This window comes from Leisingera sp. ABD4_442 (genome assembly GCF_056160905.1).
Window position 1 is genome coordinate 270,090 of the sequence record NZ_JBSWYB010000001.1, and the last position, 15,909, is coordinate 285,998.

A 15,909-nucleotide genomic window follows, 5' to 3' on the forward strand; every position below is an offset into this window, starting at 1 on the left:
AAAGGTAAATCCTGCACATGACCCAACCGGTTGTCACCCGTTTCGCGCCTTCTCCCACCGGCTATCTGCATATCGGCGGCGCCCGTACCGCGCTGTTCAACTGGCTCTATGCCCGCGGCCGCGGCGGCAAGTTCCTGCTGCGGATTGAGGACACCGACCGCGAGCGCTCCACGCCGGCGGCCACCGCCGCCATCCTGCAGGGCATGGAATGGCTGGGCCTGGACCACGATGGCGAGGTGATCAGCCAGTTCGAACGCGCAGACCGCCACGCCGAGGTGGCGAAACAGCTCCTGGCGGAAGGCAAGGCTTACAAGTGCTTTGCAACTCAGGAAGAAATCGCCGCCTTCCGCGATCAGGCCAAGGCTGAGGGCAAGTCCACTCTCTACCGCTCGCCCTGGCGCAATGCCGATGAAGCCAGCCACCCGGACGCGCCTTACGTGATCCGCATCAAGGCGCCACAGGACGGCGCGACCGTGATCCAGGATGAGGTCCAGGGCGATGTGACCATCCGCAACGACCAGCTGGACGACATGATCCTGCTGCGCTCCGACGGCACCCCGGTCTATATGCTGGCGGTGGTGGTTGATGACCACGACATGGGCGTCACGCATGTCATCCGCGGTGACGACCACCTGAACAACGCTGCCCGCCAGATGATGATTTATCAAGCGATGGACTGGGAGGTTCCGGTCTGGGCGCATATCCCGCTGATCCACGGGCCGGACGGCAAGAAACTCTCCAAACGCCACGGCGCGCTTGGCGCGCAGGAATACCAGGCTATGGGCTATCCCGCGGCCGGCATGCGCAATTACCTGGCCCGTCTCGGCTGGTCGCACGGCGATGACGAATTTTTTACAGACAGCCAGGCCAAAGAGTGGTTTAACTTTGACGGCATCGGCAAAAGCCCGGCGCGGTTCGACACCAAAAAGCTGGAGAACCTCTGCGGCCAGCACATTGCCGTCAGCGATGATGCTGCGCTGCGGCAGGAAATCTGCGCCTACCTGGCTGCTGCCGGGGAAACCGCCCTGACTGACGCGCAGTCACAGGGGCTGGAAACTGCGATGTATTGCCTCAAGGACCGCGCCCGGACCTTCCCCGAACTGCTTGAAAAAGCGCATTTTATCCTTGCTTCACGGCCTATTGAACGGGATGCGAAGGCGGAAAAGGCGCTCACTTCTGTATCCGATGGTATACTGGAAGAATTGACGCCGCAGTTGCAAAATGCTAGCTGGGTCCGTGACGATCTGGAGGCGCTTCTGAACACATTTGCAGAAGCCCATGATACCAAGTTCGGCAAACTGGCAGGCCCGTTGCGGGCAGCGCTGGCAGGCCGGGCGGTAACGCCTTCGGTGTTCGACATGATGCTGATTCTGGGCCGCGAGGAAACCATCGCCCGGCTCAAAGACGCAGCAGGCTGAGACCGGTCCTTAACTCCCGGGTAAGCCTGTTTTGATACGACAACCCCTGCGCGACTCCGCGCAGGCGCTGCCCCGCATGAAGACGCCCAAGCGGCAGCTTTCGTGCCTGTAACAGGAAGGGACATCCATGACCGAGACACAGAAATCTGCCACGCTCAGCCTGAATGGCGAAAACTACGAGCTGCCCATTTTCTCGCCAACGGCCGGGCCGGATGTTCTCGACATCCGCAAGCTTTATGCGCAGGCAGGTGTGTTCACCTATGACCCGGGTTTCACCTCCACCGCCAGCTGCGACAGCACCATCACCTATATTGATGGCGGCAAGGGCGAACTGCTGCACCGCGGCTATCCGATCGACCAGCTGGCCTCCAAATCCCACTACCTGGAGGTGTGCTACCTGCTGCTTTACGGTGAACTGCCCACCGTCACCCAGCTGGAGGATTTTGAGACCCGTGTGACCCGCCACACCATGGTGCATGAGCAGATGCTCAACTTCTTCCGCGGCTTCCGCCGCGACGCGCACCCGATGGCAACCCTTGTGGGTGTGGTCGGCGCCATGTCGGCCTTCTACCACGACTCGCTGGATGTGACAGATCCCTGGCAGCGCGAGGTCGCCGCCGTGCGCCTGATCGCCAAACTGCCGACCATCGCCGCGATGGCCTATAAATATTCGATCGGCCAGCCTTTCGTCTATCCGCGCAACGATCTGGATTATGCGGCGAACTTCCTGCACATGTGCTTCTCGGTCCCGGCTGAGGAATACCATGTGAACCCGATCCTCAGCCGCGCGATGGACCGGATCTTTATCCTGCACGCCGACCACGAGCAGAATGCCTCGACCTCGACCGTGCGCCTGGCGTCTTCTTCCGGTGCCAACCCGTTTGCTTGTATCGCGGCCGGCATTGCCTGCCTCTGGGGCCCGGCCCACGGCGGCGCCAACCAGGCCTGCCTGGAGATGCTCAAGGAAATCGGCTCGGTTGACCGCATTCCCGAATTCATTGAACGCGCCAAGGACAAGAACGACCCGTTCCGCCTGATGGGCTTTGGCCACCGGGTGTATAAGAACACCGACCCGCGCGCCAAGGTGCTGAAACAATCCGCGGACGAGGTTCTGGAACTCTTGGGTGTCGAGGACAACCCGCTGCTGCAGGTCGCCAAGGAACTGGAGCAGACCGCGCTCAACGACCCCTACTTCATCGAGAAGAAACTGTTCCCGAACGTCGACTTCTACTCCGGCATCATCCTGGAGGCGATGGGCTTCCCGACCTCGATGTTCACCCCAATCTTCGCGCTGTCGCGCACCGTGGGCTGGATTTCGCAGTGGAAGGAAATGATCGCCGATCCGCAGAACAAGATCGGCCGTCCTCGCCAGCTTTACCTGGGCGAGACCCTGCGCGACTACGTCGACATCGAAAAGCGCTAAGCACTGTCCAGGAAAAAACAGAAACGCCCCGCCCCGCGCGGGGCGTTTTCCTTTTCTGGAACCTCTGGAAACCGGCTCGGTCCCGATCACGCACGCCAGTTTCCAAACGCATTTTGGAAACAATTCCATTGCCGGCCGCCGCAAGTTTCAAAGGTGTAAATAGTAACTGGAAGAATTTGACTCAATTTCTGCAGCCGAATAAGGGGAACTATTAACGCCTTTTGCAACCACCAGACTTTGGGGCCTAGTCCTTGCTGTTCTGGCCGGCTGAAACTTTAGGATGCATTTATGGAACTTCTTCTTTTGCTTGGCTTAGGCCTCACTATCGGTGCCGTAGTGTTGAATGATAACGACGATGACACCGCTGTTGAAGGTGAGGCCATCACGGGAACTGATGGTCAGGATGTGTTGAACGGAACCAGCCAGAACGACACGATCCTAGGCGGTTCCGGAGATGACGCAATCAGCGCTGGCAAAGGAGACGATTGGCTGCGCGGCGGCTCAGACCGGGATGTTGTTCTTGGAGGCAGCGGTGATGATTCAATTTCGGGCAGCCTTGGAGCAGACTGGCTGCAAGGGGACCAGGGCAATGACACCCTGACAGGCGGTTTCGGCGCCGACGGCCTTTATGGCGGTGCCGGGGCCGACAGCATCGGCGGCGGTGCCGGCGATGATCTCCTGTCCGGCGGCCTGATGTATGAAGTTCCGCAGGATCAGGCGGCAGATGCTCTGGATGATTTCCAAAGCGGACTGGATGTCAGATTCACACCTGAGTTTTCATCGGTATCTGATGATGGTGTCAGCGATACTCTCGCCGGCGGAGACGGCCATGACACCTTGATTGCCGGCGATGGTGATATCCTGACCGGCGGCGGCGGCAGCAATGATTTCGTGACTGGCTACTGGGCAGAGGGAAACTCAGCTGCGGCAGTGACTGACTTTGATTTGGACGAAGACGCGCTGTTCTACTATTTCCCGGAAGGTGAGCAGCCCCCGGAGCTGACTGTAGAAACCGAATCCAACGGTACAGGCGGCCAGGACTCCATCTTGTATGCCGATGGTGATGCCGTCATGCGGATCAATGACACAGGTGGCCGCTTTACTGTGCAAGCACATGTCAGGCTGGTTGCTTCGCAAGCGCTACTGTAGCAGCTATTGCCCCGTCCCGGTTTCTCCGAAACGAGGCAAAGCTCGTCAGCGCCCCTCGAACTTCGCGGGGCGCTTTTCCATGAAGGCGGTGACGCCTTCCAGGAAGTCCCGGGTCTTGCCGCATTGGCCCTGCAAATGCGCCTCTTCCGACAGCTGCTCTGCCAGGCTCCGGCCATAGCTTTTGCGCAGGGCGGATTTGGTGGCGGCAAAGGCCTTGCTGGGGCCGCTCGCCAGATAGGCTGCACGCGCGCGCCAATGGGCGTCGAACTCCGCGTCCGGCACCGCTTCCCAGATCATGCCCCAGTCGCTCGCCTGCTGCGCACTGATGCGGTCGGCAAACAGCACTGCCCCCATCGCCTTGGCCAGGCCGATCTGGCGCGGCAGGAACCAGGTGCCGCCGGCGTCGGGGATCAGCCCGATCCTAGTGAAGGCTTGCATGAAAAACGCACTTTCGCAGGCAATCACCACATCCGCCGCCAGCGCCAGGTTGGCGCCGGCTCCGGCTGCAGCGCCATTGACCGCAGCCACTACCGGCACCGGGCAATCATAGATCGCCTGCAGCATCGGCAGGTATTCATCGCGCAGCGTGCGCTCCAGATCCAGCGCGCCACCGGTGCTGCCTGCATCGCTCAGGTCCTGGCCGGAGCAGAAAGCATCGCCCGCGCCAGTCAGCACCACCGCCCGCGCCTCGCCCGCAGCCAGCCGCATCGCGTGGGTGATCTCCGCCCGCATCCGGCTGGTCAGCGCGTTCTTGCGCGCCTCCCGGTTCAGCGTGATAACCGCCAGCCCGTCCTGCAGCGAAAACAGGATTTCTTTGTATTCCATGGGAGAGCCCTATCTAAAAACAGCCTTGGGCCGCACGATCTGTCCGCAAGCGCAGCCGGTTGGCAGGCATGGTGACGCAAAGCGAGCGGGCCGGAAAGCCAGACCCGGCGTCAATCCTCCAGGATTTTCCTGAGACGTTCCTGCTCGTCGGCGCTCAAAGTCTGTTCTGACGCCCTTGGCGTGCGAGCCCGGCCGCGGACATAGAAGACACCGATCACCAGCGCCGCCAGCAGCATCAAGGGACCCGCCGCCCAAAGCAGCAGGTTGGCACCGTAGGCCGTGGGTTTCAGCAGCACATACTCGCCATAACGGTCGACGACGAAGTCAATTGCCTCACGGTCGCTGTCACCGGCCACCAGCCGCTCTCGCAGCAGGACGCGCAGGTCGCGGGCCAGGTCAGCGTTAGATTCATCAATGCTCTCGTTGCGGCAGACCAGGCAGCGCAAGCCCTCGGACAGGTCGCGGGCGCGGGCCTCCAGCGCCGGGTCCTCCAGCACCTCATCCGGTTCCACCGCCAGCACAGGCGCCGGGGAGAACACGGCCGCAGCCATCAGCGCCGCAAGGGCCAGGATCAGAAGACGCATCTGTTTCATTCCGCTGGCACTCCCGCCGATGGTGTCTTGCGCGCCCCTGCCGCCACCCGGAAGCGCCGGTCGCTGAGGCTGAGGAGACCGCCAAGCGACATCAGTATGCAGCCCGCCCAGATCCAGTTGGCAAAGGGCTTGATATAGGTCCGCATGGTCCAGCTGCCGTCCGCTTGCTGGTCGCCCAGCACCACATAAAGGTCACGGGTCACGCGGTAATCAATCGCCGCCTCAGTGGTGGGCATCTTGGCAACCGGATAGTCGCGTTTTTCCGGGAACATCACCGCCTCGGGGCGGCCGTTGCGGGTGACTTCGACCCGGCCCTTGGTGGTGAAATAGTTCGGCCCCTGCTCGCGGCTCACATCCTGCAGCACCAGGGTAAAGGCGCCCACGTCGAAGGGGTCGCCGATACGGGCGACGCGGATATCCTCCTGTTCCCAAGCGGTCAAACCCGCAATGGCAAAGATGGTGATACCCAGGCCGCCATGGGCCACGGCCTTGCCCCAGTCCGCCCGCGGCAGCCGCAGCATACGGCCAAGGCGGTTCGATTTACCGCTGCGCAGCCACAGGTCAGCCAGCGCACCAAAGACCATCCAGGAGCCGAGGAACAGCCCCACCGGACCCAGTGCGGAACGTCCTGTCTGCAGTGCCCAGGCCAAGACACCCAGCGACACCGCCAGCAGGAACACATAGCGCAGCTGCCAGGCCACCCGGCCGATCCGCCCGCGTTTCCAGGGCAGCATGGCACCCACCGGCAGCAGCAGCCCCAGCACCACCATGAACGGCGTGAAAGCAGAGTTGAAGAACGGCGGGCCGACGCTCAGCTTGCGGGCAAAAACCATCTCCGCCACGATCGGCCAAACAGTGCCGAAGAACACCACAAAGCAGCTGACCGCTAGCAGGATGTTATTGGCCACCAGCGCGGTTTCGCGGCTGACCGTGCCGAACAGCCCCTTGGCCTCCATCGCCTGGGCGCGGGCGGCAAACAGCGTCAGCGCGCCGCCGGTAAAGAAGGCCAGGATGAAGAGGATGAACACCCCGCGCTCCGGGTCGTTGGCAAAGGCGTGCACGCTGGTGATGATGCCGGAGCGCACGATGAAGGTGCCGATGAGCGAGAAGCCGAAGGCGAGGATCGCCAGCAGGATGGTCCAGCTCTTCAGCGCCTCGCGCTTCTCCACCACGATGGCGGAATGCAGCAGCGCAGCCGCCAGCAGCCAAGGCATGAAGGAGGCGTTTTCAACCGGGTCCCAGAACCAGAAACCGCCCCAGCCCAATTCGTAATAGGCCCACCAGGACCCCAGCGCGATGCCGATAGTCAGGAACACCCAGGCCGCCAGCGTCCAGGGCCGCACCCAGCGGCCCCAGGCGGCGTCGACGCGGCCCTCGATCAGGGCGGCAACGGCAAAGGAAAACGCCATGCTGAGGCCCACATAGCCAAGGTAGAGAAACGGCGGGTGGAACGCGAGGCCCGGATCTTGCAGCAGCGGGTTCAGGTCCTGGCCGTCAAACGGCGGCACCGTCAGCCGCAGGAACGGGTTGGAGGTGAACAGGATGAAGGCAAAGAACGCCACGCCGATGGCGGCCTGAACCGACAGCACCCGTGCCTTCAGCGTCGGCGGCAGACCGCCGCCAAAGACCGAGGCCATGGCGCCGAACAGGCTGACGATCAGCACCCACAGCAGCATCGAGCCCTCATGGTTGCCCCAGGTTCCGGAGATCTTGTACAGCATCGGCTTGGCCGAATGGCTGTTCAGCATCACCAGCTTCAGCGAGAAATCGGAGGTAATGAAGCCCCACATCAGTGCACCGAAGGCAAAGGCGGTGAACAGGAATTGCGCCTGTGCAGCCGGTTCCGCCACGGCCATCCAGCCGGGCCAGCGTTTATGGGCGCCGATCAAGGGGATAACCGCCTGCACGATGGCAATCATGAAGGCGAGAATTAGGGCGAAATGTCCGAGTTCTGTGATCATGTGCCGGTCTGTCCATGCATGGGCTTCAGGGATGGGTTTTCCTATACGCCTGTCTGGTGGCAGGGCCAATGGCAAACGCCGCGCCACGCCGCCGCAGAGGGCAAATTGTGATCAGCCGCGGCGGGTTTTCCAGGCCCTCAGCGCCGGATTGACCTCCGGTTCGGTGGCATCCAGCTGTGCGGCTGCATCGGTGCTGGTTGCGGCAGCAGCAGGCGAGTCTGCCCGCATGCCTTCCAGTGCTTCGATGTTGCTGGCCACCTGCGGCACCCGGGCCATACTGGTGGCCAGCCCCTGCTGGAACTCCTGGCTTTTCAACTGGTGGCGTGCACCAAAGTAAAAGGAGACAATGACTCCCAACAGCCACCACAAGGGTTCCGGCACCAGCGCCAGCCCTTGCATCCGGGCGGCAAACCACACCGGATCGCTAAGGGCCGAGATCAGCAGCGCCAGGGTGCCGAGCGCCAGCAAGGGCCGCGGCAGCCGGTTCATACCGTCCATGAACCGGTCGAACCTGCTGTTGCCGCCGTACTGAAATTCCGCTGCCAATTGCTGCAGAGCGGCGCCCTGCATCTCATGCGCCCGCGCGGCACCGGCCTCGGCATTTTCCCGGAACACCTCAACAGTTTCCCGCAACGCGTTGCGCTGGCTCCCGAAAATTAAACCAAAGATATCCGTGATCAGCCCCATTCTGCTGTCCTCCGCTGAAATGCCTGGCGGCTCAGGTGATACTGGGCAGAGGTGAATTCCTCCGCCCGTTTGATCCAGCCGCCCTTGGTGCCGTCACGGGCGCGGGCGAATTTGCGGCTGGCGGCGCGGCGGTCGGCAAGGCGGAAGTAGTAGTTGCGGCGGGCAATCCCGTAGGCGTCGCGCAGCGCCTCCGCGTCGACCAATGCCGCCTGCTCTGCTGCCGAGGCGGTCTGCGGGCCGATGGCGCCGTCCACGGCCACGCCAAATCCCATTTCGTTCAGCAGCCGCTGAAGGATGCGAACCGCATTGCTGCCTGCATTCACATACATGTCGAAGACAGTCGCCTGCAGGCAGGGTGGCAGGCTGGCGATGCGGGGCGCCTCGTAATAGTGGCGGATGAAAATCTCCACCGCTTGCGCCCGGCTGAGCGCCCGCACATCCGCGATCCCGACCCGGCCGTCGCCGGTCAGGTCCAGCCCCAGCCGCCGCAGGGTTCCAATGGTCACCCCGTGTTTGGTGGCGCCGCCCGGGTCAGCCGGGTCATTCACAAAGCCGCCTTCGCGCGCCACGATCTGTTCTGCAATCTCAATTACTGTCTGCATGTCACCTCACCACTTTCCGGTTTGGTTCATACTGCCGCACAGGCGCTAAGATCACCTGACACCACCGTGCGCTGGGTACGCAACACCCTGTGCAAGGCGTTGCCGCGCCGCGCACCGCGCGGCGCTTGGCCCAACGCAAAACGCCTCCCCGAAGGGAGGCGTCATTTGGGGCGGGAGTGCACCGTTCCTTAACGGGAAATCAGGTTTCGGGTTCCTGATAGACCCCCTGTTCCTTCAGCGCGTCCATGACTTCCTTGGGCATATAGGTCTCGTCATGTTTTGCTAGGATTTCAGTAGCTTCAAAGACACCATTGACGTAGCTGCCGGTGCCGACCATGCCCTGGTTCTCCTCAAACAGATCGGGCAGAACGCCGGTGTAGGCCACCTGCACCGTGGCGCCGCCGTCGGTGACGGCAAAGCGCACGGTCTCGCCCTGGCCGCGCTGCAGCGAGCCTTCGGCCACCAGCCCGCCAATGCGGAAGACCTCAGACGGTTTCGGCGGTTCCTCTGCCACCTGGCTGGGCGAGCGGAAATAGTTGATCCCGTCCTGCAGGGCATAGCCGATCAGGGCGGTAGCCACGATCAGGGCCACCGCGGCAACCGCGATGACCTGGATACGGCGCTGTTTCTTCAGGTTCTTCATGGTGTCCTCAATTCAAGCCCAATACAGCGCCGCCCCCGTTTACGGGAACAGCGGCGCCATCATCAGGCCTTTGGTCTCTTCCTCACCTAACATCAGGTTTGCGTTCTGCAAGGCCTGGCCGCTGCTTCCTTTTGTCAGGTTATCCAGTGCCGCAATGACAATGGCGCGGCCTTCGATCCGGTCCTGCGCCACGCCGATATGGCAGAAGTTGGAGCCGCGCACGTGATGGGTGCTCGGCGCCTCGCCAAACGGCAGCAGTTCGATGAAGGGCTCATCGGCGTAAGCCTTGGCAAAGGTGTCGTGGATCGCCCGCGCGTCGCCCTTCACATAGACGGTGGCCAGGATGCCGCGGTTGGCGGGCAGCAGATGCGGGGTGAATTGCACCTTCACGGGCCGCCCGGCGATCTTGCTGAACTCCTGGTCGAACTCGCCCAGGTGCCTATGGGTGCCGCCAATGGCATAGGCGTTGTAACCCTCGCTCAGCTCCGCGTGCAGCAGATTTTCCTTGAGCGACCGGCCGGCGCCGGAGACGGCGCATTTCAGATCCAGGATGATATCGTCCAGATCAATGACGCCCGCCTCGATCAGCGGCCGCAGGGCGAACTGGCCGGTAGCAGCGTTGCAACCCGTGCCCGCAACCAGGCGCGCGGATTTGATATCTTCCCGGTAGAATTCGGTGAGGCCATAGACCGCCTCCTCCTGCTGCTCCAGCGCGGCATGGGGGTTGCCGTACCACTTCTCATACTCCGCCGGGTCGCGCAGCCGGAAATCCGCGGACAGGTCAACGATCTTGAGGGTCTTGGGCAGAGCTGCGATCACTTCCTGGCTGGTCTTATGCGGCAGCGCGCAGAAGCACAGGTCAATGCCGGCAAAGTCGATCTCATTGATCTTGCACAGCACCGGCAGTTCCATATGGCGCAGGTGCGGGAACACTTCGGCCATGGTCATGCCGGCCTTGCGGTCGGCGGAGAGCGCCGCGATCTCGATATTCGGGTGCTGGGCAATCAGCCGCACCAGTTCGGCGCCGGTATAGCCGGAAGCGCCAAGGATAGCCACTTTATGGGTCATGTCAGACCTCGTCTTTCGATGTGATATGCCGGTTCCGCAGCCATCTGCGGAGAGAAATATTGGGAATCGCGGCGGCGCACTTTGACCTGGAACAAGGTTCCGGGGCGTTTGCGATCAGGCCGCCTGAAAGGTGATTTCCCGTCGGAGAAACTGGGTCGCGCGGTCGCTGACGCGGCGGGGTTCGCCGGTGGTATAGTAACCGCCGCCGCCATTGCCGTACATGTCCGGGTGGCGGCTCAGATAGTCCGCCAGGCTGTCGGCCACCAGGCTGCCCTGGCTGAACACCTTGACGTCCGGGCCCAGTGCTTCCTGGAAAGTCTGCTCCATCAGCGGGTAATGGGTACAGCCAAGGATCGCGGCCTGCGGATGCGGCATCTTGCGTTTCAGCGCATCGACGTGAGAGCGCACCAGCGCCTCGGCCAGGATCATGTCGCCGTCTTCGATCGCGTCAACAACGCCGCCGCAGGCCTGCGCCTCGACATCGACGCCGATGGCGCGGAACGCCAGTTCCCGCTGGAAGGCGCGGCTGGCGACGGTGGCGGGTGTCGCAAACAGCGCGACGTGTTTTACCTCGACCTCGCGCGGGGGGGAGTTGTCGCCCCACTGCCGTTCGGTCAGCGCCTCGATCAGCGGCACAAAGACGCCCAGCACCCGCTTGCCCTGGGGCAGCCCGCCCTCCTGCATCCGGCGCAGCGCGGCAGCAGAGGCGGTGTTGCAGGCGAGGATCACCAGATCGCAGCCCTTGTCCCACATGTCCTGCACGGCGGATTTGGTCAGCTGATAGACATCCTCGGCATCGCGCACGCCGTAGGGCGCGCGGGCGTTGTCGCCGTAATAGAGGAAATCCACATCCGGCAGGCGCTTTTGCGCCGCGTCCAGGACAGTCAGCCCGCCCAGGCCAGAATCAAAGATGCCTACAGCCATATCGCCTTCTCACGCGCGGTGTTTCTCTTCGAACTCAAACCCGTACGCATAGGATTTGAGAGGTTCTGGAGACAGCTCATACGTCGCTTTGCGCAAGAAATCCATAAGGGCTTTTGTGTCTTTGGCCAGTGGCGCCAGAGTGCCACGGTCAATTGGCGCGCCAATCACCACCCGGACCGGCGTGTCGACCCGCTTGCGGAATTCCTGGATCAGCAGCCCCATGCGCAACGTCGCGTGCAGATGGCTGGCGATCTGAAACAGGCGCGAAGTGTGGCCGTCGAAAAACACTGGCACCACCACGGCGTCGGATTTGGCGATCATCCGGGCGGTGAAGCCGCGCCAGCCGGGATCCATCGGATGGCCCATCGGGTGCGCCGCGGTGGACACGGTGCCGCCCGGGAAGATGCCGATGGCGCCGCCCTGCCCCAGGTAGCTAAGCGCCTCCCTGCGGGTTTGCAGGTTGGTTTGCATTGCTTGCCGGGTTTCGGCGAAATCCACTGGCAGGATGACCTTGTTCAGATCCTCGGCCTTGCGGAACACATGGTTGGCGAGGATGCGGAAATCGCCCCGGGTCCGGGACAGGATTTGCCCCATCATCAGACCGTCGAGGATGCCATAGGGGTGGTTGGCGATCAGGATCACCGGCTTGTCCTGGGGGATGTTCGACAGCGCGCCGCCCGCAATATCCAGCGTCAGCCCGTAGCGGTCTGCCATCACCGACCAGAAGTCGCGGCCTGCCGCCACCTCCTGCTCATATCCGGCGGCGCGGCGGATCAGGTTGAGGCGTCCGGTGGCGTTCTCCATCACCCGGATCATTGCGCGGCCTGCGCGGGTGGAGGCGGAATGAGCATAGGAGATGTCACGGGCGATATGGCGCTGGGCCTGCATTGGGGAGGGTCTCCGTCTGGTCACTGCCTGATCACTGCGGCCAAATAAGGCCGGAAAGGGAATATGCAACCGGCCCGTAACAGCTGTGTGACGCATTGCTGCCGCGCAATGCCGGGGCTCTGCCCCGGACCCCGGAGAATTTTCGAACCAGAAAGAAGCCATGGAACGTCAGGCGCCGCGCGTCAGCGCGGCGCTGGGCCCAACGGTCTTGACCCTTTCTTAGAATGGGTCAAGGCGGGCGGGAGTGCTCCGCCCTGCCCGGTTTGAACCGCGGCTTACTCTGCCGCCTGCTTCAGCGGCACACCGCCCTGGCGCAGGGCCGCCAGCAGTTCCTCGCGGCGCTTTGCGGCTTTCTGTTCATTGGCCAGTTTGACCGGGCCGAAACCGCGGATCTGCAGCGGCAGTTCGGCTAGAGCGATGAGCGGTTCCATAATCTCAGGCGCGGCTTTGGGCAGCCATTCCTTCATGTCAGCTTCATACTGTTTGATCAGCGCCCGCTCCATCTTGCGTTCCGCGGTGTAGCCGAAGATGTCCAGCGGCGTGCCGCGCAAGCGTTTCAGCTTGGCCAGCAAGCGGAAGCCGCGTTCCATGCCGGCGCCGAATTTGCGTTTCTTGGGGCGGCCGTCCGGATCGGTGCCGCCCAGCATCGGCGGCGCCAGGTGGTAGGAGAGCTTCAGGTCGCCCTCGAACTCCGCTTCCGCCTTGGCGCGGCTGTCGAGCAGCAGGCGGGCAACCTCGTATTCATCCTTGTACGCAAGCAGCTTGTGATAGCCCTTTGCCACTGCCTCTTTCAGCGCGGGATCGCTGATGCCGTCCAGCAGCTTGGCATAGCGTTTCGCCAGCCCTTTGCCCTGGTAGGCCACCAGGTGATCGGCGCGGAAGGCGATTTTCTCCTCCAGCGTCTTGGGCTTGTCCACCGCCTGGGGCTGGATCAGTTTGGCGGCCTCTTCCGGGTGCAGCACCGCCCAGCGGCCGATATCGAAGGCGCGCTTGTTGCGCTCTACCGCGGCGCCGTTCATCTCGATCGCCTGTTCGATGGCCTCAAAGCTGACGGGCACCAGGCCCTTTTGCCAGGCGCCGCCGAACACCATCATGTTGGAAAAGATCGAGTCGCCCATGGTGGCGCGGGCCAGTTCAGAGGCGTCGAACAGGTCCAGCCGGTTGCGCAGGCGGGCCTGCAGGGCCAGTTCCAGGCGGTCGGTGGGCACCTTGAACTCGGTGTTCTTGGTGAATTCGCCGGTGATGATCTCGTGGCTGTTCACCACCGCACCGGTCTTGCCGGTGGTGGTCAGGCCCAGGGTCTTGGCGCCCGCGCTGACCACCAGGTCGCCGCCGATCAGGGCGTGCGCCTCGCCGGTGGCGACGCGGATGGCGGAGATGTCATCGGGCTCATTGGCGATGCGGCAGTGAATATGTACCGCACCGCCCTTCTGGGCGAGGCCGGCCATTTCCATCAGGCCTGCGCCCTTGCCGTCGATCTGCGCCGCCTGCGCCAGCACCGCGCCGATGGTCACAACACCGGTGCCGCCGACGCCGGTGATCACCAGGTTGTGGGTGCCGTCAATGGCGGGCAGTTCCGGCTGCGGCAGATGCGGCAGATCGAGGCCTGCGGTGGCCTCTTTGCGGATTTTGGCGCCCTCAACCGTCACGAAGGACGGGCAGAAGCCGTTGAGGCAGGAGAAATCCTTGTTGCAGGACGACTGGTCGATGGCGCGCTTGCGGCCCAGTTCGGTGTCCTTGGGCACGATTGAGACGCAGTTCGACTGCACGCCGCAATCGCCGCAGCCTTCGCAGACGTCGGTGTTGATGAACACCCGCTGGTCCGGGTCCGGGAACTGCCCCTTCTTGCGGCGGCGGCGTTTTTCGGCGGCGCAGGTTTGGATGTAGATGATGGCGGAGACGCCCTCGACCTGTTCGAACTCGCGCTGGATCTTCATCATCTCGGCGCGTTCATGCATCCGCATTCCGGCCGGGAACAGGGCGGCGTCCACGTCTTCCTTCTCGTCATAGACCACGGCCATGGTCTTGACGCCCATCGCTTTCAGCTCATGCGCGATCTGCTGCGCGGTGAGACCGCCCTCGGCCTGCTGGCCGCCGGTCATCGCCACCGCGTCGTTGTAGAGGATCTTGTAGGTGATGTTGGTGCCCTCGGCCAAGGCCGCACGGATCGCCTGCACGCCGGAGTGGTTGTAGGTGCCGTCACCGAGGTTCTGGAACACATGCTTGCGGGTGGAGAATGGCGCTTCACCCACCCAGTTGACGCCTTCACCGCCCATATGGGTGAAGCCCACCGTCTCGCGGTCCATCCACTGCACCATGAAGTGGCAGCCGATGCCGGCATAGGCGCGGGAGCCGTCGGGCAGGCGGGTGGAGGAATTGTGCGGGCAGCCGGAACAGAAATACGGCAGGCGGGTGGCGATTTCCTCGGCGTTGTCGGCGCGCCGCGCTTCTGCCAGCGCCTCCAGCCCGGCCTTGATTGCTTCGGTCTCGCGGCCCTCCTCGATCAGGATGCCGCCCAGTTTCTCGGCGATCATGATCGGATCGAGTGCAAACTTTGTCGGGAACAGCTCCTCGCGGTGCATGCCGCCGGCGCCGCCCTTATACCAGCCATAAACCCGGCGGCCCTGGCGGTCGTCAAAGATCGCTTCCTTGATCTGGATCTCAATGAGCTTGCGCTTTTCCTCGACCACGACGATCAGGTCCAGCCCCTCGGCCCAGTCGTGGAAGCCCTTCATGTCCATCGGGAAGGTCTGGCCCACCTTATAAGTGGTGATGCCCAGCCGCTCTGCCATGTTTTCGTCGATGTTCAGTAGCTTCAGCGCATGCACCAGGTCGAGCCAGTTCTTGCCCGCGGCGACAAGGCCGATCTTGGCGCCGGGCTTGCCCCACTTACGCTTGTCCATCTTGTTGGCGTGGCTAAAGGCCTCTGCCGCAAAACGCTTGTAGTCAATGATCCGGGTTTCCTGGCGGAAGCGGTCGTCATCCAGGCGGATGTTCAGCCCGTCCGGCGGCATGTCGAATTCCGGGGTGACGATGTTCATCCGTTCCGGGCGGGCATCGACGACCGAGGTTACCTCGATCGTGTCCTTCATGGTCTTGAGGCCAGTCCAGAGGCCGGAGAAGCGGCTGAGCGCATAGCCGTAGATGCCGTAATCCAGGATCTCCTGCACGCCTGCCGGGCTGACGATCGGCAGGTAGCAGTCCAAGAGCGACCATTCCGACTGGTGCAGCACGGTGGAGCTTTCGCCGGTGTGGTCGTCGCCCATCGCCAAGAGCACGCCGCCGTGTTTGGAAGAGCCCGCCATATTGGCGTGACGGATTGCGTCGCCGGAGCGGTCAACGCCCGGGCCCTTGCCGTACCACAGGCCAAAGACGCCGTCATACTTGCCCTCGCCGCGCACCTCTGCCTGCTGCGCCCCCCACAGCGCGGTGACGGCCAGGTCTTCGTTCAGCCCGTACTGAAAGGTGACGTCGGCCGCTTTCAGCTGCTTTTCAGCCTTGCTCATCTGCAGGTCGACTGCCCCAAGGGGCGAACCGCGGTAGCCGGTGACAAGTCCGGCGGTATTAAGACCTGCGGCAACATCGCGCTGCTTCTGCATCAGCATCAGCCGCACCAGCGCCTGGGTGCCGTTCAACAGCACCGTCGATTTGGTCAGGTCGTACTTGTCATTGAGTGTGATCTTCGGCGTGCTCATCATGGCCTCCTCAACCGGGATTAGCTTGCACTT

The 15,909-nt window shown here is 62.9% G+C and carries 13 protein-coding genes; 3 read left to right on the plus strand and 10 right to left on the minus strand.

The annotated features are described in order from the left end of the window. Positions 1–17: 17 nt before the first annotated feature. From gltX to ACXAHG_RS01305, 3 genes are all read left to right on the plus strand, one after another. Positions 18–1,418, plus strand: a complete 1,401-nt coding sequence (gene gltX / locus ACXAHG_RS01295) for a glutamate--tRNA ligase (protein WP_475055508.1) — start codon at positions 18–20, stop codon at positions 1,416–1,418. Between the two features lie 127 nt (positions 1,419–1,545). Further along, a complete protein-coding gene (gene gltA / locus ACXAHG_RS01300) occupies positions 1,546–2,841 on the plus strand; it encodes a citrate synthase (RefSeq protein ID WP_475043139.1) in 1,296 nt (431 codons plus the stop codon). A 288-nt stretch (positions 2,842–3,129) separates the two neighbouring features. Next, entirely contained in the window at positions 3,130–3,990 is an 861-nt protein-coding gene (locus tag ACXAHG_RS01305; protein ID WP_475055509.1) for a calcium-binding protein, read from the plus strand. Positions 3,991–4,035: 45 nt separating this feature from the next. Here ACXAHG_RS01305 and ACXAHG_RS01310 read toward each other — a convergent pair whose 3' ends face one another. The 10 genes from ACXAHG_RS01310 to ACXAHG_RS01355 all read right to left on the minus strand — a co-directional run bounded on the left by ACXAHG_RS01310 (position 4,036) and on the right by ACXAHG_RS01355 (position 15,876). Then, positions 4,036–4,815, minus strand: a complete 780-nt coding sequence (locus tag ACXAHG_RS01310) for an enoyl-CoA hydratase-related protein (RefSeq protein WP_475055510.1) — start codon at positions 4,813–4,815, stop codon at positions 4,036–4,038. 110 nt (positions 4,816–4,925) lie between these two features. After that, entirely contained in the window at positions 4,926–5,399 is a 474-nt protein-coding gene (locus ACXAHG_RS01315; RefSeq protein WP_475055618.1) for a cytochrome c-type biogenesis protein, read from the minus strand. Between the two features lie 5 nt (positions 5,400–5,404). Further along, entirely contained in the window at positions 5,405–7,369 is a 1,965-nt protein-coding gene (locus tag ACXAHG_RS01320) for a heme lyase CcmF/NrfE family subunit (RefSeq protein WP_475055512.1), read from the minus strand. Positions 7,370–7,480: 111 nt separating this feature from the next. Continuing rightward, complete coding sequence (locus ACXAHG_RS01325) at positions 7,481–8,056, minus strand: holin family protein (protein WP_475055513.1); 576 nt, start codon at positions 8,054–8,056, stop codon at positions 7,481–7,483. Beyond that, the gene (locus ACXAHG_RS01330; protein ID WP_475055514.1) at positions 8,047–8,658 is read right to left on the minus strand and encodes a holin-associated N-acetylmuramidase; all 612 of its coding nucleotides are present in this window, start codon (positions 8,656–8,658) and stop codon (positions 8,047–8,049) included. Before ACXAHG_RS01330 ends, ACXAHG_RS01325 begins: the two co-directional genes overlap by 10 nt. 199 nt (positions 8,659–8,857) lie before the next feature. Further along, on the minus strand, positions 8,858–9,301 hold the full coding sequence (ccmE, locus tag ACXAHG_RS01335) for a cytochrome c maturation protein CcmE (RefSeq protein ID WP_475043128.1): 444 nt from the start codon (positions 9,299–9,301) through the stop codon (positions 8,858–8,860). Between the two features lie 39 nt (positions 9,302–9,340). Next, positions 9,341–10,369, minus strand: coding sequence for an N-acetyl-gamma-glutamyl-phosphate reductase (gene argC, locus ACXAHG_RS01340; RefSeq protein ID WP_475055515.1), 1,029 nt, complete (start codon positions 10,367–10,369; stop codon positions 9,341–9,343). A gap of 114 nt (positions 10,370–10,483) precedes the next feature. Continuing rightward, positions 10,484–11,293, minus strand: a complete 810-nt coding sequence (locus ACXAHG_RS01345) for a glutamate racemase (RefSeq protein WP_475043124.1) — start codon at positions 11,291–11,293, stop codon at positions 10,484–10,486. 9 nt (positions 11,294–11,302) lie between these two features. Continuing rightward, entirely contained in the window at positions 11,303–12,181 is an 879-nt protein-coding gene (locus ACXAHG_RS01350) for a lysophospholipid acyltransferase family protein (RefSeq protein ID WP_475055516.1), read from the minus strand. 275 nt (positions 12,182–12,456) lie between these two features. Next, positions 12,457–15,876, minus strand: a complete 3,420-nt coding sequence (locus ACXAHG_RS01355) for an indolepyruvate ferredoxin oxidoreductase family protein (RefSeq protein ID WP_475055518.1) — start codon at positions 15,874–15,876, stop codon at positions 12,457–12,459. Between the last annotated feature and the right edge of the window lie 33 nt (positions 15,877–15,909).